At 48.5% G+C, this 17,776-nt stretch carries 15 protein-coding genes and 2 pseudogenes; 2 read left to right on the forward strand and 15 right to left on the reverse strand.

The annotated features are described in order from the left end of the window. Positions 1 to 123: 123 nt before the first annotated feature. From ACFSO0_RS11665 to ACFSO0_RS11715, 11 genes are all read right to left on the reverse strand, one after another. Entirely contained in the window at positions 124 to 1,386 is a 1,263-nt protein-coding gene (locus tag ACFSO0_RS11665; protein WP_376880300.1) for a PTS ascorbate transporter subunit IIC, read from the reverse strand. Positions 1,387 to 1,392: 6 nt separating this feature from the next. Further along, positions 1,393 to 1,668 (reverse strand): PTS sugar transporter subunit IIB, encoded by a 276-nt coding sequence (locus ACFSO0_RS11670; RefSeq protein ID WP_376880302.1) that lies wholly within the window; start codon positions 1,666 to 1,668, stop codon positions 1,393 to 1,395. Continuing rightward, positions 1,665 to 3,737: a BglG family transcription antiterminator gene (locus ACFSO0_RS11675; RefSeq protein ID WP_376880304.1), complete on the reverse strand. Its 2,073-nt coding sequence runs from the start codon at positions 3,735 to 3,737 to the stop codon at positions 1,665 to 1,667. The genes ACFSO0_RS11670 and ACFSO0_RS11675 overlap by 4 nt, the downstream gene beginning before the upstream one ends. Positions 3,738 to 3,996: 259 nt before the next feature. Continuing rightward, on the reverse strand, positions 3,997 to 5,130 hold the full coding sequence (locus tag ACFSO0_RS11680) for a PepSY-associated TM helix domain-containing protein (protein ID WP_376880307.1): 1,134 nt from the start codon (positions 5,128 to 5,130) through the stop codon (positions 3,997 to 3,999). A gap of 351 nt (positions 5,131 to 5,481) precedes the next feature. Then, the gene (locus tag ACFSO0_RS11685) at positions 5,482 to 5,808 is read right to left on the reverse strand and encodes an ArsR/SmtB family transcription factor (protein WP_376880310.1); all 327 of its coding nucleotides are present in this window, start codon (positions 5,806 to 5,808) and stop codon (positions 5,482 to 5,484) included. Further along, entirely contained in the window at positions 5,783 to 7,549 is a 1,767-nt protein-coding gene (locus tag ACFSO0_RS11690) for a SulP family inorganic anion transporter (RefSeq protein WP_376880313.1), read from the reverse strand. The genes ACFSO0_RS11685 and ACFSO0_RS11690 overlap by 26 nt, the downstream gene beginning before the upstream one ends. 186 nt (positions 7,550 to 7,735) lie before the next feature. Next, the gene (locus tag ACFSO0_RS11695) at positions 7,736 to 8,131 is read right to left on the reverse strand and encodes a hypothetical protein (RefSeq protein WP_376880315.1); all 396 of its coding nucleotides are present in this window, start codon (positions 8,129 to 8,131) and stop codon (positions 7,736 to 7,738) included. A gap of 160 nt (positions 8,132 to 8,291) precedes the next feature. After that, complete coding sequence (locus ACFSO0_RS11700) at positions 8,292 to 9,509, reverse strand: MDR family MFS transporter (RefSeq protein WP_376880318.1); 1,218 nt, start codon at positions 9,507 to 9,509, stop codon at positions 8,292 to 8,294. 186 nt (positions 9,510 to 9,695) lie between these two features. Further along, positions 9,696 to 10,520: a helix-turn-helix domain-containing protein gene (locus tag ACFSO0_RS11705; protein ID WP_376880321.1), complete on the reverse strand. Its 825-nt coding sequence runs from the start codon at positions 10,518 to 10,520 to the stop codon at positions 9,696 to 9,698. A 16-nt stretch (positions 10,521 to 10,536) separates the two neighbouring features. Beyond that, a complete protein-coding gene (locus ACFSO0_RS11710) occupies positions 10,537 to 11,127 on the reverse strand; it encodes a Fic/DOC family protein (RefSeq protein WP_376880323.1) in 591 nt (196 codons plus the stop codon). A gap of 489 nt (positions 11,128 to 11,616) precedes the next feature. Beyond that, positions 11,617 to 12,021 carry a DUF4830 domain-containing protein gene (locus ACFSO0_RS11715; RefSeq protein WP_376880325.1) on the reverse strand — a complete coding sequence of 135 codons (405 nt, stop codon included), beginning with the start codon at positions 12,019 to 12,021 and terminating at the stop codon, positions 11,617 to 11,619. A 259-nt stretch (positions 12,022 to 12,280) separates the two neighbouring features. On the opposite strand from ACFSO0_RS11715, the gene ACFSO0_RS11720 reads away from it, so the two are divergent. Beyond that, entirely contained in the window at positions 12,281 to 14,101 is a 1,821-nt protein-coding gene (locus ACFSO0_RS11720; protein WP_376880327.1) for a helix-turn-helix transcriptional regulator, read from the forward strand. Positions 14,102 to 14,360: 259 nt separating this feature from the next. Here ACFSO0_RS11720 and ACFSO0_RS19765 read toward each other — a convergent pair. Continuing rightward, positions 14,361 to 14,710, reverse strand: a pseudogene (locus ACFSO0_RS19765) (transposase); the annotation flags it as partial. Between the two features lie 21 nt (positions 14,711 to 14,731). On the opposite strand from ACFSO0_RS19765, the pseudogene ACFSO0_RS11730 reads away from it, so the two are divergent. Continuing rightward, positions 14,732 to 14,863: pseudogene (locus tag ACFSO0_RS11730) on the forward strand (ATP-binding protein); the annotation flags it as partial. Positions 14,864 to 15,114: 251 nt separating this feature from the next. Here ACFSO0_RS11730 and ACFSO0_RS11735 read toward each other — a convergent pair. From ACFSO0_RS11735 to ACFSO0_RS11745, 3 genes are all read right to left on the reverse strand, one after another. Further along, positions 15,115 to 15,807, reverse strand: a complete 693-nt coding sequence (locus tag ACFSO0_RS11735) for a TerC family protein (RefSeq protein WP_376880329.1) — start codon at positions 15,805 to 15,807, stop codon at positions 15,115 to 15,117. Between the two features lie 30 nt (positions 15,808 to 15,837). Then, positions 15,838 to 17,070, reverse strand: a complete 1,233-nt coding sequence (locus tag ACFSO0_RS11740) for a TerD family protein (RefSeq protein ID WP_376880332.1) — start codon at positions 17,068 to 17,070, stop codon at positions 15,838 to 15,840. A gap of 75 nt (positions 17,071 to 17,145) precedes the next feature. Next, the gene (locus ACFSO0_RS11745; protein ID WP_376880334.1) at positions 17,146 to 17,727 is read right to left on the reverse strand and encodes a TerD family protein; all 582 of its coding nucleotides are present in this window, start codon (positions 17,725 to 17,727) and stop codon (positions 17,146 to 17,148) included. Between the last annotated feature and the right edge of the window lie 49 nt (positions 17,728 to 17,776).

Below are 17,776 nucleotides of genomic sequence, written 5' to 3' on the forward strand. Positions count from 1 at the left end.
AAGGGCTGGCCGACACGAAGCTGACAGCGTGGAAGAAACCCGGCAGCAAAAAACAGCGGCTGGTCCCGGACCGGAAACGAACGTCCAGGACAGCCGCTGCTTTCTTTGCAGACTCTTTTCCGATTAATGAAACAGGGCAACGATTTTCCCCAAAATAATTCCGACAACCCCGAAGTCCGCGTCCCCGAAAGTGGTTCCTTCAAACCCAAGGGAGCCAAGGACTGGCAGCAGCATCGCTGGCAGAAAGCTGATCATAAGGCCGTTTACGAATGCCCCGGCAACGGCGCCGCGGCGTCCGCCTGTCGCATTCCCGAATACCCCGGCTGCAGCACCCGTAAAGAAGTGCGGGACGAGGCCGGGCACGATGACTTTCAGTCCGAACAGCGGCAGCAGGAACATGGAGACCAGCCCTGCCACGAAGCTGGCGAAAAATCCGATGACCACCGCATTGGACGCGAACGGGAAGACCGTCGGGCAATCCAGCGCCGGAATCGCGTTTGGCACTACTTTGTCCGCAATCCCTTTGAAGGCCGGGACGATCTCCGCGAGCAGGATGCGTACCCCCGCCAGGACGATGTATACGCCCGCCGCGAATGTAATCGCTTGCAGCACCGCGTAAACCAGATAGTTTTGGCCTGCGCTCAGCTTCTCTTCCACATAGCCGGGACCTGCCGCGAGTGCTACGATGATAAACAGGATCGTCATGGTCAGCGAGACGGACACCGACGTATCCCGCAAAAAGCCAAGCGATTTGGGCACTTTGATATCTTCCGTCGATTTTTCCGGATTCCCGGCGACTTTACCGATATACCCCGCGACCAGATAGCCGATGGAACCGAAGTGACCCATGGCGATGTCATTGGTGCCTGTAATTTTCCTCATGAACGGCTGCAGCATGGCAGGAGACAGAACCATCAAAGCTCCGAGAATAATCGATCCGATGAGTACCAGAGGGAAGCCTTTGACACCGCCAGTGGACAGGATGACGGCAATCAGGCACGCCATAAACATGGTGTGATGGCCTGTCAGGAAAATGTACCTGAAGGGCGTAAAACGAGCCAGCAAAATGTTGACGATCATACCGAACAGCATAATCATGGCGGTTTCCGCGCCGAAGGTTTGCTGTGCCAGCGCTACGATGGCTTCGTTGTTGGGAATGACGCCCTGAATCTGGAACGCCTTGTCGAACATGCTCCCGAATGAGCCGAGTGCGCCAACCAGAATTCCGGCACCGGCACCGAGGATCAGGAACCCCATGATCGTCTTCAAGGTTCCCGATACGACATCAGCGATGCCTTTCCTTTGCAGCAGGAGCCCAACCAAGGCAAACAAACCTACCAGAATCGAGGGAGTTCCCAAAATATCTTTCATGATCACGTCGAGCATCGCTCATCATTCCTTCGTGAAATATTTTTGGAGTGCTTCCTTGATTTCGGACTGATTCAGGATGTTTTGCAGGCCGATCACATACCGTTTGCCGTCTTCCAGCTGGCCGACAATGTCTTTCGAGCCAAGGTACACGTCAGCGTGCTCGGTTTTGCTGGTAGCCAGGTCGGTATGGGATACTTCTGCCTGGATTCCCAGTTCTCCCAAAATCTTTTTGACGTTCATCTCCACGATGAAACTGCTGCCCAAACCATTTCCGCAAACGACCAAAATTTTTGTCATGCCTCAATCCCCCTGTTCCTGGAATACGTTGTGATGTAGCGAAGGATGGTTTCCTTATCCGCGGCGGCGATCAAGCTGTCGATGTTGTTTTCTTCCGAGAGCATCATGGACAGCTGCGACAACGCTTGCAGATGGGTTTCATTATCGACAGCCGCCAGTACGATGATCAACTGCGCCTCCCGCTGTTCCGTTTCTGAAAAAGACACCGGCTGTTTCAAACGCAGCAGGCTCATGCCAACGCGCTGGACCCCTTGCTCCGGTCTGGCATGCGGCAAGGCCACTTTGGGCGCGATGACGATATAGGGACCGTTTTCCTCCACATTGGCGATCATCGCCTGCACATACGCCTCTGTGATGGAGCGGCTGTTCAGCAGCGGTTCGGATGCGATGCGGATCGCTTCCCGCCAATCGCGCACACTGTCCTTCAGCTGGATACATTCGTCTTGCAGCAACTCGTCAAGCATTGGTTTTCTCTCCCTCTTCAGCTGTTTCTGCTGTTGCAGCACTTGTCGGATTTCCTCTGCCAGCTGCCCTTCTTTCTCTACTACCGCATATTTTTTGACGATGTCTACAATCGTCTGCGCGGTAATGTGGGCGGGTGTTCTGCCCGAAGCTGCTTCCATTTGATGGAGCAATTGAACCTTGTCCCGATCTGTCAAAATCGGGTTGACCAAAATAATGCGATGGCGCGGATTCGCGATTTTCGTAGTAGAGACAACGAGGTCGACTTCATCCTGAAACTGCTCATACTGCCGCAGGGTAATCGGCCCGAGCAGATCGATATTGGAAAACAGCCCTTCCAGCTGCTGGGCCAATATCCGCGACGTGCCCACGCCATTCGCGCACACCAGCAGCACCCGCCTGAGCACAGTCGCGGTGATCCCTTGCCAGCGCATCCAGCCCCCGAAGTGAACCGCGATATAGGCGATCTCATCGTCGCTGATCGTCTTGCCGACCAGCTTTTCCAAAGGCTGCACGCTTTTTTTCGTCAACTCGTAAATATCGCGGTACTGGCGCTGAATCACTTCTTTTAACGGATTGGTCGCGTCCATGTCGTACAGGAAGCGATAATAGGCCGGCTGCAGATGGAGATACAGATTGTGCTCCAACTGCGCGCGCTGGTCAAACACGACACACGCGCGGACCTCAAACAGATCGACCATTTCCGCAATCGCCTGCCGCAGTGCGGGAATCCCGTTCGTCTCCGCTGCCTGCCCGAATTCGTTGACCTTGGCACTCAGCAGCAGCATGGTCAGGTAGCAGATTTCATCCGGCGGCAGCTCGAGCGGCAAGGTGCGCTCCAGTGTCTGGACGGCCTCGTAATGCCTCGTCTCCACGATCGGCCTGACTTGCCCCCGGGAAAAAGCAACCGTATGCCCGTACGCGATCCTTTTTATGTAGTAGGGAAAGAGATAGCTCAGAGGCTTCGTCGCATCCTCGGCAAACTGTACCTCCAATTGCCTTTCGCAATCGCTTAACCATTGCAGGATGGCGTCGGGATTCGGGATGTCTTTCTCCCCTCCGAGCAGTTCCTTGAGCAGCGGCTCCTGTCCATCATGCAGCAGGGAGTGGACATGGTGGCTGAGCAGGTTGCGGATCGCCAGCTCATCCCCGGTGATTTCGTACCCGTCTGTATAGGAGTATGCGAACTGCAGGCCGTGCTTTTCCACGTCTTCTTTCACGCTTTTCAAATCGTGCAAAATCGTGTTGCGGCTGACTCCCGTTTTCTCCATGCACTCGTGCGTGGTAATCCTCTCGTCTGCGAGCAGCACGTACAGCAGCAAGTAGACTTGCCTGTCTGCCGCGCGCAGTGCCTGCACATTCGGCTTGTTTTCCCCGATGATCCGGGCCGCTGCCTGCCTACTCGTCTCGTCCAGGTAAAATCCTTTCGCATAGATGTACTGGACCTGCAAAAGCCCTGCCTGTTTGAGCCAGTCATTGATTTTCCGGATATCGTAGTACAATGTTCTTCGTGAAATCGAGAACTGCTCCATCAACTCTTTGACGGACAAGGTATGATGGGACTGCACAAAAAGCTGCAACATTTGCATTGCTCTTTTGTCTAACATGGCGGCCACCTTTAGCACAAGATCATGCACAATTGCTGCACCAGACGTTGTCTTGCCTCGTCTTGATGCCTTTACTTTACAACAGAATCTTTTTGGACAGTTAGACCGAATTTGCCCCATAGAGTTGTGCAAAAAATGTGCTCGGGAGAACCTGTCCGGATTCACTTGTGTAGAGTAGAAATTAACGGCTTGCTGGGCACGCCTGCATGAGAAAACCCCGCACACGGGATTCCGTGACGCGGGGCGCTTGCCTCCGGTATTATGCCGACAGCGGCGATCTTAGCTTTGTATCTGTCTCTTTTCCTCGCCTGCGTGCTCGCGCTTTCAATTGCCAGATGACGACGCCCGTAATCATGAGCACGAGTGGCGTCATGCCAAACAGGAAGCTAAGCCATTTCAGCTCCTCTCCTCCCCAGGTAGCGAAGTGCAGCCCTTTTCTCCATGCGTTGTACAGGTTGATCGCCAAGTTCGGGTTGGTTTTGTACAACACTTCTCCATCTGCCGCATCGATATATACGGTGCTGTTGCTTTTTTCGGAAGCACCGAAGCCTTCTTTCAGGCCGACTTGGTAGTTCTGACCCGGCTTCAGCGGAATCTGAATGTTAACTACCTTACTATTTGGGTATGATTGATGGATGCGGCTGACAATCTGGTCGACCGGCAAAATCGTTCCGGTCTTCTGCTTGGGCGCCATGGCCGACTTCGGCACTTCCTCCTTTGCTTTGAAGCCTACCCATACCGGAATGGATTTTTCAAAAGCATTGATCACCCCAGTCCCCGCGAACACGAGCAGAACCGGAATGGAAATGATCCCGATCGTTTTGTGCAGCCCCATGTTGTGCAGCAGCTTGCCTCGATTGCGGACGATGCGGAACCCGCTTGCCAGCTTGCGTATCCCGGGCCACCAGAGGTACGCACCAGAGAGCAAAATGACCAGCATCCCTACCCCCAGGATTCCTACCACCCAGGCAGCAGGCTGTTTCCCGATGACCGGGGTCAGCAAAAAGTAGCGATGCAGGTTGTAAATCGTCTGAAATGGCTCTTTGCGCTCCTCTGCTATCTGTCCAAAAATCTCGCCTGTCCCGGGATCGGCATAAACCAGTTTGCCTTCCTTGCCATTGGCATCTGCCTTGGAGAGATGGACATGATAAAAACCGTCCTCGCCAGGGAAGTCGATCCGATCCGTTTTCAGGTCAGGACTGACCGCATCCCCATGCTGCTTGATCACAGCCACCCCGACATCGCCTGGAGTCGGCGTCCTGTCAATCGGATTCATCCAGCGCTCGATCGCAGGCTCCAGCATGAGCAGGCTCCCCGTCGTGCAGGTCGTGACGATAAACACCCCCAAAATCAAGCTAAGAAACAAATGGATACGTAAAATGGCCTTTCGCATGCGTAGACACCTCTGGACTTTTGTGATTGACACATGATCGATAATGAATATCACTATCGAAAACACGATAATAAGAATGATAATCAGAATCACTATTTCCGTCAATCGTTTTATGGTCCCGGTTATGAGCAGCCCACTTTGTAACGAATCGTGCGCACTACGCTTTTTCCTTGTGAGGCCGGTTGGCAGAGAGCATGCTGGCATTGCCGGGCCAGGGGCAGACTGGCCGCTTTCCCTACGGATCAATGTATCAGTCCGATTCTACTTGCTGCCCGCTTTTTTTCACGACAAAAAGCCCTGGCCTTACGGCTGCAGGGCTTTGCGCACAAGACGGCTCACACGCTGTCGGTCCTATTCTTCATGAAACCGGTCCAGCATGGAGATCGTGTCGATCATATGGTTGTTGAAGATTTGCCGCGCGACAGCCAAAAGCTCCGTGATCATCGGATCGCGCAGCGAATAGACGACCTTGTTCCCATCCTTCGTGCCGGAGACGATGTTTTTGTTGCGCAGAATCGCAAGCTGTTGGGACACCGCCGATCCTTCACTGCCGATCAACTCCTGCAGCTCATTGACGTTCTTGTCCCCCTCGGACAGCAGCTCCAGAATGCGAATCCGCAGCGGATGTCCCAGCGCCTTGAAAAATTCCGCTTTAAACTTTTGTAGCTCCAGATCCAAAGAGTACTCCCCCATTCTTCAGGTGTGCGGGCACTCCTTCCGACAAAAGCGCACATTCCCGGAAGGCATAATGACGGCAACCCAGGCACTTGTTCTGCTCCAAATGCTTCAGAGCGCAATCGATCGCATCCCCCGTATGTTCAAAAAACTGCCCGTGACCAATCGCCTCGTACAGCCCTGTTCGGGTAATGACCTCCTTGGGCTGCTCCTGAATGCCCGAGATGAACACCATCCCGCCGCGCGACTGAAACTCGCTTACCAGTCCGGCAAGCTTTGACGCACCTGTCGTATCCATGAACGGCACCTTCGCCATTCGCAGTATCAGTATTTTAGGACAAAGAGGAACGGTTTGCCTGATGCAATGCTCAAAATAGGTGGCCGCACCGAAAAAGAGCGCGCCTTCCACGGTGAAGATGCTGATTTGCGGGCAGTCATGCCCTTCCGTGACCATATACGGCTTGACCTTCCCGTGTCTGGCCGCCGGATCGGGGAGAACCTTGGATACCCGCAAGATGTCGCTCATCCGTTTTACGAACAGAACGACGGTCAGCAGCAACCCGATCTCCACGGCCGTCGTCAGCGTCGTCAACACCGTGAGCAGGAACGTCACCAGCAGCACAACAGAATCGCCTGTCCTGGTCTTGAGCAGGTGGGCAAATTCCTTGCGCTCGCTCATGTTCCACGCAACGACCATCAGGATGGGTGCCATGCTGGCAAGCGGGATGTCCGAAGCCAAAGGAGCAAACAGCATCAGAATGACCAGCACGACCAGCCCGTGGATCATGCCGGACATGGGAGAGACCGCACCGTTCTTGATGTTCGTCGCCGTCCTGGCAATGGCGCCGGTGGCCGGAATCCCGCCAAACAAAGGCGTAACGATATTTGCGATCCCTTGCCCGATCAGCTCCCGGTTGCTGTTATGCCGCTGCCCCGTCATCCCGTCTGCCACGACCGCAGACAGGAGCGATTCGATTCCGCCGAGCAAGGCAATGACAAAAGCGGGCGCCAGCAAATTCGCCAGATGCTCCCAGGAAAGATCCGGAACACGAAAACTCGGCAAAGCGCTCGGAATCGGGCCGAACGTAGACCCGATCGTCGGTACCTTGCCCGCAAAAAAGAGCGAGGCGACGACACTGGAAACGACCAGCCCCACGAGCGAACCAGGCACCTTCGGCAACACCCGTGGCGTAATCAGGATCATGGCCAGGCACAGGCAAGACGTTATCAGGCTGTATCCATTGACAGTCGACAGGTGCATCCCGATCTCCTTTATGTTGGAGAGGAAATCTTCATGCTTCTCGATGTTGCTCAGTCCCAGAAAGTTGGCAATCTGTCCCACAAAGATTATAACAGCGATTCCCGTAGTAAATCCAATCGTGACCGGCTTCGGAATGTATTTGATCAGGATGCCGAGCTTGAACACCCCGAGCAGCACCAGCATGATCCCTGCCATAATCCCTGCGACGAGCAAATTTTCATACCCGTACTGCATCACGATCGAAAACAAAATCGGGATAAACGCCCCTGTCGGCCCGCCAATCTGAAACTTCGAGCCACCAAACATGGAAATCAGAATCCCCGCAACGATCGTCGTATAAATCCCGTACTCCGGCCGCACTCCCGATGCAATAGCAAACGCCATCCCCAACGGAATGGCGATAATCCCTACAATCACCCCGGAAATGCAGTCTTTCTGAAAGGATTTCATACTGTACCCCTCAAACCGTCCCGTCCATTTCATGTTTAACCCTTCTTCTTCTAAATATTTGATTATTTGAATATACGTAAAGATTATTCCCAGGGCAGGGGCGGTGTCAATGGGGTAGTTTTGGTGGGGGTGAACTTCCACGGTGCATGAAGTTTGACAGCACAGGACGAAAAAAGCCGGCCCCACCTTGAGACGGTGAAACCGGACTTGCCCACCCTGCTAATTCTCAGGGGTGCTCACGATCGATTCCTTTTTCGCATGCTTGACGACTCCCCAAAACAGCAAAATCCCCGCGATCAGGAAAATATACATCCCCGTGGAAGCGACATTGATCGATTTCCCAAAAATCTCAATCGTTTTCGACATCATAAAACCGATAATGCCCACGATGGAGAGAACAGAACAAATCAAGCCAATCGTTTTGTTGATGCGCTTGTTCTGGATGGCTTGTGCAAAAGGATACAGAAAAAGAAGCAAGAAAAGATACCCTTGTTGTTGAAACCCATTCACGGCTACAATCCCTGCGTCGATCCAATTAAAAAATAAGGACAAAAATGCTACTGCAGTTGCAACCACTACCATTTTACTCCCGCTATCCAATTCCCGGAAATTCACAATCCCCCTCCTAGCATAGTAAATTTTATACAAGACTATTATACTGCATTCTACCAAAAATTGTTAGGCTAATTTGTCGAAAGAGAGAGTCTCGCCCCGAAAACTGACGTACGCATGCACAATGATTTCTGCCAGACCTTCCATGCGTGAATGTGCCATTTTACCCTCCTCCCTTCACCTTGACCAGTTTTGCCCGCATCTGCTGCCTTTGTGCAGCGACGAACATCGGCATCGCGAGCAGCGTCATCATCATCAACAGGCCAAAAACGATTCCGCCTTGCGAAAAGCCAAAAGACTCAAGCAGCACGCCGCCAAACCAAGGCCCTATGCTTTGCCCAATAAACTGAAATCCGCTTGCTCCGAAATACGTGCCGCGCAGATGCTCCGGCGCAATCTCCTGAATCACCACTTCTGCCATTACAAAACTCAGCAATTCCCCTATCGTGAACAAGACCATGGACAGAATGAGCAGGAAAAGGGAATGAAACACGCCGAACCCAAGCATAGCCAAGGCAAGACATACGCTGCCGGCCTGCATGCAAGCCATGGAAGAAAATTTGCGAGCGAGCCGCATAACCGGCACTTGCAACAGCATGACGGCAACCGTGTTCGTCGTGACCAGCACAGAGAAAAGCTGTACCCCGTTCACAAATCCCGGTGCGTTTCCCATGTACTGGACCAAGGTCGATTCCATCTGGGCGTACGCGGCAGTCAGGAACATCATGCCGATCAAGAAGCAGCGGAATACGCCGTCCCGAAGTACGACACCGAACGCCTGCCGTAGACCAATGCGCTCCGGCTGAACGCGATTGGCGGACGCGAGCGGATACATTCCTTTCAGGAGCAAGACCAGTACGAGGAACAAGGCATAGGTGCCTGCCGTAAGAAAAAAGGGCGCTGTCGACTCGGCGCTTCCCAGATAGACACCGGCAATCGGCCCAAGTGCCGCCCCGGCATTGATGGCAAAATACCGGGCATTGAATACGGCCAGCTGATCTTCCGGCTTCGTAATATCGGAAAGCAGCGCCTTGGACGCAGGCTCGAAAATATTCCGGAAAAATCCGTTCAGTCCACTGATCAAAAAGAAGCTGGTGACGGACTCCGCAAATGCATATCCAGCGAATGTCATGCACCATCCCAGCAAGGAAAGAATCATGACGGGATAACGCCCGTACCTGTCAGACCAGACTCCTCCCAGAAAACTGCTAAAGGTCCCGACCAGGAAGCTCACGCCAATAATCGCTCCCGTAATATCCGCCTCGATGCCCCTGCTTTTGTATAAATAAATCGCCAAAAAGGGCATCGTCATGTACGTCGCCGCCCTGGACAAAAACGTTCCGGCGATCATACACCAGACGATCGGATGAAACCGCGCCACATGAACCACCTGCTCTCTTTCTCCAAGGGATATTTGCAATTCCCCCGTTACTATAGCGCAATATTTTGAGCAGGACTCCCCAAGAATTGAAGGCGAACGGAAGCAATAATTGATAGGCAATAAAAAAAGCAGTTTCATGGATCTCTCCATCAAAATGCTTCTTGGCCAAAATGCTATTTGTTTCAATCAGACGCCTTTTCTGAATTCGCTCGCGGACATGCCGTACTTCTTTTTAAACAGCCGCTCAAACGTGCTCAAGCTGCCAAACCCTGCTTCAAACGCAATATCCGTTACTTCATAGGGAGTTGTTCGCAGCAGCAGTTCCGCTTGCCGAAGCCGCAAGTCCGCAATGTACTGGCTGGGCGTCTGTCCAACATGCTCTCGGAACAGGCGGATTAAATAATATTTGCTGATTCCCGCCGCCCTTGACAATGTATCGAGGTCCAGCTCTTTGGCAAAGTCGTCGTGGATGTAATCCATGGCTTTGCGCAGCGAAGGGTGGTCCGTATACGCTGCCGCGCTTCCCCAGGCATCGGAGTGAGCCCCCTTGGCATGCGAAAAGAGCAAGGAGGCCAGTTCGTACTCAAACTCTTGCAGCTCTTCCAGCTGAAGCGAGCTGTCCAGCGTATGCTTCATCACATGGGCAGCGATCTTTTTGAAGCCTTCCACCGAGCTTTCCACCCAGGGCGCAAATTCGAGCCGATCCGCCTTCCCCTCCAGCCGCTCTGCCAGCACCCTCTCCAAAAATGACCGTTGCAAGTTGATCAGCAGCAGTCTCGACCCTTCTTCATTTGAATAATGGTAGTGTGTTTCACCGGGAGAAGTAATGCACCAGCGTCGCTCTTCAAACTTTCGCTCGTGGTTGTTGATTTGAATATACGGAGTCCCGATCAGCGGAATGCTCAACTGAAAATCCGACCCATGGCCGTGAACTTCGGGATCAGCCGTTTTCGGTGAAAATTGAATCATCATCAGCTTGCTCTGTCCCAAATTCAGTTCAAACACTTTCACGGTGACTCCCCCAGCCCTACCCTTTATCGCTCACCAAGACCTTGGTCATAACCTCTCTCAATTCCGACTCGTCCCGGTGCGAAAGAATCATTGCCCTTCGTATTTGGTTTCTCTCAACTCTGGTCCAATCTATCTGGTATCCGGCTTGCAAAGCCAGGCAGCGGATAAACTCACGCTGTGTTCTGCCGTTTCCATCCCGAAACGGGTGCAGGACATTCAGCTCTGTTACGTAATAGGTTAACCTGTCCACAAAATGGTCATAGGCTAAATCTTTCAGGTCATTTTCCTGTTTCAGTTTGTGCAGCAACTCGTCTGTTTGTTCATGTAAAAAGCGGGCTGAGGCAAAACGAAAATTCCCCTTTGAAATATTTTCATCACGCAATTTACCTGCGAAGGGGTAAACATCGCCAAAAATAAACTTGTGGATGTCGCATAAATGCTTTTTATCGAATGTTCCCTTCAATGGTTTCAGATACAGCAACCGCAAACGCTCGGCCGTCACCATCCGCTCAAACGCATCGAGCTGCTCCTGCTTTTTGAAACCAGGAATATTTATGAAAACTTCACTGCCGGGATAACAATACCTGGACTGTTCTGATTCAAACATTTCTCGCAATTTCCTTCGCACGTGCCAAAAATTCGCTATACGTCATGCTTCCATTCGCCCGCTCCAACAACAACCGATCCTCTTGCTCGATTAAAAAGAGATCTTCCATCGCCAAAGTTGCTTTCACATATTTTAGCGCGCGACTTTCCTGTTGCTGTGAGTATTTTCTCAAGTTCGTCACCCTTTTTCGATTGGCAAACTTTTTTTCGTGTAAACTCAATACATGTATATGCAGCGAAGTTTGTCCCGCTTGCCTTTTGAAAATACCCTTGGTTCTATTATAGCAAAATCACATTGGTGATGGTTTCCACAGGATTTTGGTATGACGAGGCTTGCAGCTTGAGCATGAAAAACTGCACCTCCAGCTGTTGAGTATGTCCAGCAATTGGGTTGCAGTCCGGAAGCGGGTAAACACCTCTAAAGCCCTGTCACTTACTCAAGTAGGTTCTATTCAATAAAGAACATTAACCGCCGGTGTCCCCGTTTTCATTATTCATTTTTTCTCAGACTCACCATTCCGGGCGAATATCCCTCGTAAACCAAACGAGCCCCAATTATTTTGTCATTAACCTCATAGATGTGAAAATAAATCTTTCCATGTTCTTGCCGTTCCCGCAAAAGATAAATGAACTCTTTAATTTGCGAGTCAGTATAAGGGGTTATATCCAAACCGACGCTTTTTAGCAGCGTCAGTCTCTCCCCGTTGTAAAAGCCTTTCTCATGCAGTATGGAATCAATTCGTTTCTCAACGTGCCAATTATATGAAGTGATATAATCCTGATGTGCTTTCGGTACTTGCACATCATTACCCGCTTCTGAAGTGCACCCCATCAAGCCAGGTAATATCAACATCAACAATGACAGTATCAAAACATTGACACGGGAAAAAAACATGTGTCTCCACCTCGTGAGGTAAGTGTAGCGGCAACTAATGATGCAACCACATTCAGTTTTCCCTAGGATGTAGCCCAATTTTTTAGATCATGTCAAGGTTACTTGACCAATATTAACATTACATTATGTCTGAACAGTTATATCAAGCCATTTTAGAGCTAAAAAATAATTGACAATTATTAGAGGGAATGATACATTTTTGTGAACAAAGTTCACATTTCATACGTTTTTTTGTGAACAAAATTTGAGGTGATACTTTATGGCTATGATCAATTCCCAAAATATTGTCGGGACAAAGGAGATTGCAGATTTATTTGGAATAAGTTCTTCGGCAGTTGTAAACTTGCAAAACCGTTATACAGATTTCCCCCCTCCAATAAAGAGATTAGAGTCCGGCCCAATATTCAATTTACTGGAAATCCAAGAGTGGGGGGGGAAACACAACCGTATTCCCATTAGAAATACAGTTCCGATTGAAGCTGGAGATCATAAGTCTATAGCAATCGTAGGGCTTCCTAGAACAGGGAAAAGCTACACATCATCGGTGTTTGTAGCAGAACATGAGTGTTTTGTCCTTCGTCGTGCTTTCAGTGGAGCTGGTGATGACTTTACACAATGTGCGGTAAAAATCATTGTTTCCCCAAAAATCTTAGAGCCATATGCTCAATTCAATACAGACAATGAAGAAGAACGTAAATATTCGCGAATAGATGAAAAAAGGCTAATAAATTTTGTTGCTGAAACCAATGACTACTTAAAACAAAAACGAGAGTCTGGCAAAGAGATTTCACCATCTGAATATATTGAAATATTTGTACAGCCAAGCCAACTAGCATCAGAAATCATGAACGAAAACAAATTGTCCTACTTGATTATCACCGATACACCAGGTGTATCAGCTTCTTATGAACTGGTACAAATAGCAGAAGCACATCTTGTAATGCTTGTTTTATCAGACAGCGGTGGCGACACTGCACGGACGGGATTCAAAAAAATCGTAGAAGGCATAGCCCCATTAGTAGCTGCCGGAGATGCTTGTTTTCTATACAATTTAAAAAAACCTTGCGATGATGAGGAAGAATATGCCGATATGCAGCGTGAAGCCGAAAAAGCCATGCAAAGCTTTGAAGCGGATTTCGCACCACTTAGGAAGAGTGTTATCGATACCTCAATGAATATTCTTCATCCTTCTAAATCTGTGTTAGGGATACCAGGAATGAAGGACAGAAGAATAAACTTTGCAGAAGAAACGTTCAGGCAAGAACTAAAAGAAGTCATTAACCGTTCTTTTAAAGGCGAGGGGCTAGATCTAATTGTCAAAGAGTTTCACGACTCGCTAAAAGAAGTTCTCTCAGCCGATGAACGGCATACCGAAGAGCACATATGCAGAGAGTTGGTTAACTTCCTGACGAATGTTCTATCGGATATACCACGCTTGACAAGTGATATTACCAAGGCTGACCATTTCCAAACATTTAAAACTAAAAACCATGCCCGAGTAAAAACTCAGGACGGCTACAGGATCGATAATGCCGTAAAAATAGAACGTAAAAATTTATTGCAAAAACTTTATCACTCATTTAGTGCATACACAGTTGAAAACACTCCAGATATCTTGAAACAAGCTGGAATAAAGCTCTTTTACAGACTTGTCACAGAGGAGCTAAAAAGTGATTCTGGTATCGGTATTGGAGTACACCCTTGGGAGGATTACCCTCCTGTAACAATGCGTGCAATTGAGTATATTTTAGCAATGGAACTAGAAAATGCCTTTCAAAAAGAAACTAATGATCCCGCGAAAACTTATTGTGACACTATGAAGAAGAACGGAATTGTCAGCAAATCATGGAACTGTGTTCGCGTCGATATGAACAACCTATATTTACTATCAATCCTGAATAATAGCGGTGTTTTATCAATGCACTCTTCTAATCTTACGGAACTTGTACGCAATCGATACATTGGTGGGCTTAGAAAAATCGGAGAGTTCAAAGCATGGAAGCTGTGTTTATCAGCTTTCGATGCGAAGATCACAACAAATTATCCCCCAAATACTCTTGTAAGGTTAACAGGAATCTAATGATTCACCTTGCAACAGCCGTAGCCGGCTGTTGCACTCACTTTTTCTCTCTCTATTTCATCCCTTCGCTACAAGAAACTCACCAAAAATTGTTATCTATAAAAAATAATACCTACAATTGTTTGAATGCCTGAAAAGCTCAAAACCAGCTAATAGTTTGTCAATGCTGCTATTGGTTGACCTATAAAAATTTGTTATCCTTATTTAAGGGCTTACCAAATAAACCTCCAGAAACTGGAGGCTTATGGCTTATTTACGATTATACGGTGTAGGGCGACCCGCTTTTTAGCATAGCGTAGACGTGATGGAGTAACTTGTTGGCGCAAGCAATCACTGCCACTTTATGGGGCTTGCCCTCACTTTTTTTCTTGTCGTAATACTCTCGTGTTCGATGGTTAAGCCCTCCTCTTAAACCACAGACTACTGCCAAATAAGTGGCGCGCCTCAATCTTTTGGAGCCTCGTTTCGTAATTCTGTTATCGCTTGCAGTGAATCACCAGAACTACATACACTCGGATCAAGCCCTGTGAAGGCAACAAGTTGTTTCCGATTGCTGATCTGCGAATCATCCCCAATTTCGGCTACAATTGCTGTCGCCAGCTTCGTGGTGAATCGTGGAAACTGATGTACGATCCGATACTTGCTACAGCTATTCTGGATCGAATCTTACACCATTCTCACATCGTCAACATTAGAGGGAATAGTTACCGCCTTCGTAAAAAGTTGAGGACCGGGGCCTACGTCTCCCCCTCTACTACCTAACCAACAAAAAACCGGTGGGTGGGTCCATTCTAAACCGGCGATGGTGGGTCAAAATAAAAACGGTATTGACAGGATATCATCTGCAAACCGCCTGAGTAATTGGCTTTCATAAAAAACAAAAGCGAGAGTCAATAAAGATGACGCTCGCTTTTGTTGAGTAGTTTAGCCAATGTAGTGGTTTTCCCTCTTCATACAAGAATGATGCCTTTGTCAAACTCCATCACAATGGCAATTTCAAAAGGTCGAACCGATTATGCAGCGACCTGCTCTTCTTGTTTTTCAATTTTCCGTTTTTTCAACCAACCCGCCAAAATAACACCCGCAGTAATCACAATGACCCCTACGATTCCTACAGTATCCGGAATATATTCATCCAATCTACGATCATGAACCATCATATCACCAGCTGTGTATGCAAGAATACCTGAACCAACATAGGTAATAATCGGGAATTTCTCGATAGCTTTCAAAATGATGGCCGAACCCAAGAGGATAATTGGAATAGAAACGATAACCCCAATCGCAATCAACAGAATATCCCCATGGCCGACACCAGCAACAGCGATTACATTATCCAGACTCATCAAAACGTCAGAATAAATGATTGTTCCAACAGCTGCGAGAAGGGTCGTACCACCTTTTACCTCTCCATCCCCCTCTTCTTCCACCAGAAGCTTATAAGCGACGTGAAGCAAAAGGAGCCCGCCGACAGCTTGGAGGTATGGTATTTTAATGAGCCATACAACGAGCGCAGCAAAAAGAATTCGCATACAAATCGCACCGAATGTGCCAAGAAAAATAGCCTTGCCTTGTTTATTTTTCGGAAGGTTTCGAGCAGCCATCGCGATAACCACTGCGTTGTCACCACTTAAGATCATATCAATTACAATAATGGAAAGAAGTGCTCCCCATGAGTTAACAAAAAACTGGATTATTGCATCCATTTTTTACATGTCCTCCTATAAGTAAGATTATTATTTGCTGCCAGCTTCCCAGCGCATGCCCCAGCCATAGTGTCGATCCATTTCTCTATGACCGTTGAAGTATTCGACCAACCTGCTTATCTTAAATGAGTCTCCATCCCGCTCAATCATCGCGACGGCACACATGATTTTACGAGGGTCATGTACGTCCATTTTCACAACGATATCGGGATTATCGGCTTGCTTAATGGTAACCACACCATCAGTTTCCGCCCATTTCGCTACACCTTCATAGATATAGGCATAGATAAGAATGCGCTTAAACTCTCGAATTTGGCCACCATTGATCCGAAGATTCTCCCCTTCCGAAATAGAGCCTGTCCGATCATCGCCATCCAGAGAAATATAAGGGAAGTAATTATATTCCCCGAAGGCTTCGCCGAGGGCTTGTACACACCCCTTGTATCCATCCGTCATTTCATAAAGACATCCCAGATCAAGATCGATATTACTGGTACGTCCAAAACCTAAAAATCCTATACCGCCAGTCTGCGACGTTTTTTGATTCCAGTTTAAGTTAACAGTGATTTCCCCAAGAGAACCCGAAGATTTTTTCAGACTTATGGATTCACCTTTCTTTTTCAACTCAATTTTTGAAAGGTTGATCGGAGGTGCTGGCGGAACGGGTGGTGGTACCGCAGGGGGTTGGTGTTGGTTTACAGGTGTCGTAGATTGCTCCTGGGAAACTTGCACACCGAAATTTTCGCAAAGTGCAGCTAGTCCACCATGGAAACCGCTTCCGATTGCATTAAACTTCCATTCACCATTATGACGGTAGAGTTCACCTGTAACGATCGCATTCTCCACAGTAAAATTCTCTATAGGAAAGCGTATCAGTTCTGTACCGTTCATTCCATGCAGAATTCTAAGATACAAATTGGATGTTTGTGCAAAAGTTTGTCTTCGTGCAACTGCATCGTAAATGGTTATCGTGAAGGCGATTTTTTCAACTTTAGTAGGCAACCTAGAGAAATCGATTTCAAACCTTTGTTGATCCCCTGCCCCATCTTGCAAAAGCAGCGCACCTTCTTGGGAACGAGGATTTCCATAGAAGATAAAATCCTCTTCTTTATTTACTTTGCCGGTTGAACCGAGTTGAAATGCCGATGCATCTAATTCCATTCCATTGCCAGCATTCCACCCAAGCCCAACAATTACCTTGGTTAAGCCGGGTGTTGTTTTCGTTACATCAACTTTTTGACCTTTTACAACCGTCAACGCCACGTTTATCACCTGCATTAATAATTGGTAAGAAAAAAGTGCTAGCCCTTGCAGCAACTAGCACTTTTACGTTAATAATTAGCTAACTTGCAGTCCAAAATTCTGGCAAAGTGCTTTGAGACCACCCGAGAAACCACTGCCTACCGCCGAAAACTTCCATTCACCTTGATATCGATAAATTTCGCAAACGACAATGGCAGTTTCAACGGAGAAGTCTTCACCAAGATCATAGCGAAGTACCTCACGACCTGTTACCTCATCAACAACACGTACGAATGCATTAGAAACCTGACCGAAGTTTTGTTTTCTGATATCTGCATCGTGAATGGTGATAGTAATGGCGATCTTCTCAATTTCATTTGGAATGCGAGCAAGGTCTATCTTAATCTGCTCATCATCACCATCGCCTTCACCAGTCAGGTTATCACCGGTATGAATGACCGAATCATTAGCGCCTTTAAGGTTATTGTAAAATACAAAATCTTGAATGCCTGTAGCCTTTCCGCCTGCACGAAGAAGAAAAGCAGCAGCATCGAGGTCAAAATCATTACCGCCAGAGTATTTATTGGTATCCCATCCGAGCCCAACAACCAATTTAGAAAGATTGGTACCTTTCGTAAGATCGATTTTTTGGCCTTTCGTTAAGCTAATAACGGACATCTATGCTCATCCTTTCAGGAAAATGTGTAAGGGACTCCTGAAAGAAGTT

It is taken from the genome of Brevibacillus sp. GCM10020057 (genome assembly GCF_042683565.1).
Classification (GTDB): domain Bacteria; phylum Bacillota; class Bacilli; order Brevibacillales; family Brevibacillaceae; genus Brevibacillus.

What these genes read in the sequence shown, in the direction of transcription:
- ACFSO0_RS11665 (WP_376880300.1), bottom strand. Translation starts at nt 1,386, where the DNA reads ATGCTCGACGTGATCATGAAAGATATTTTGGGAACTCCCTCGATTCTG.
- ACFSO0_RS11670 (WP_376880302.1), bottom strand. Translation starts at nt 1,668, where the DNA reads ATGACAAAAATTTTGGTCGTTTGCGGAAATGGTTTGGGCAGCAGTTTC.
- ACFSO0_RS11675 (WP_376880304.1), bottom strand. Translation starts at nt 3,737, where the DNA reads ATGTTAGACAAAAGAGCAATGCAAATGTTGCAGCTTTTTGTGCAGTCC.
- ACFSO0_RS11680 (WP_376880307.1), bottom strand. Translation starts at nt 5,130, where the DNA reads ATGCGAAAGGCCATTTTACGTATCCATTTGTTTCTTAGCTTGATTTTG.
- ACFSO0_RS11690 (WP_376880313.1), bottom strand. Translation starts at nt 7,549, where the DNA reads ATGAAATGGACGGGACGGTTTGAGGGGTACAGTATGAAATCCTTTCAG.
- ACFSO0_RS11710 (WP_376880323.1), bottom strand. Translation starts at nt 11,127, where the DNA reads ATGTTTGAATCAGAACAGTCCAGGTATTGTTATCCCGGCAGTGAAGTT.
- ACFSO0_RS11715 (WP_376880325.1), bottom strand. Translation starts at nt 12,021, where the DNA reads ATGTTTTTTTCCCGTGTCAATGTTTTGATACTGTCATTGTTGATGTTG.
- ACFSO0_RS11720 (WP_376880327.1), top strand. Translation starts at nt 12,281, where the DNA reads ATGGCTATGATCAATTCCCAAAATATTGTCGGGACAAAGGAGATTGCA.
- ACFSO0_RS11735 (WP_376880329.1), bottom strand. Translation starts at nt 15,807, where the DNA reads ATGGATGCAATAATCCAGTTTTTTGTTAACTCATGGGGAGCACTTCTT.
- ACFSO0_RS11745 (WP_376880334.1), bottom strand. Translation starts at nt 17,727, where the DNA reads ATGTCCGTTATTAGCTTAACGAAAGGCCAAAAAATCGATCTTACGAAA.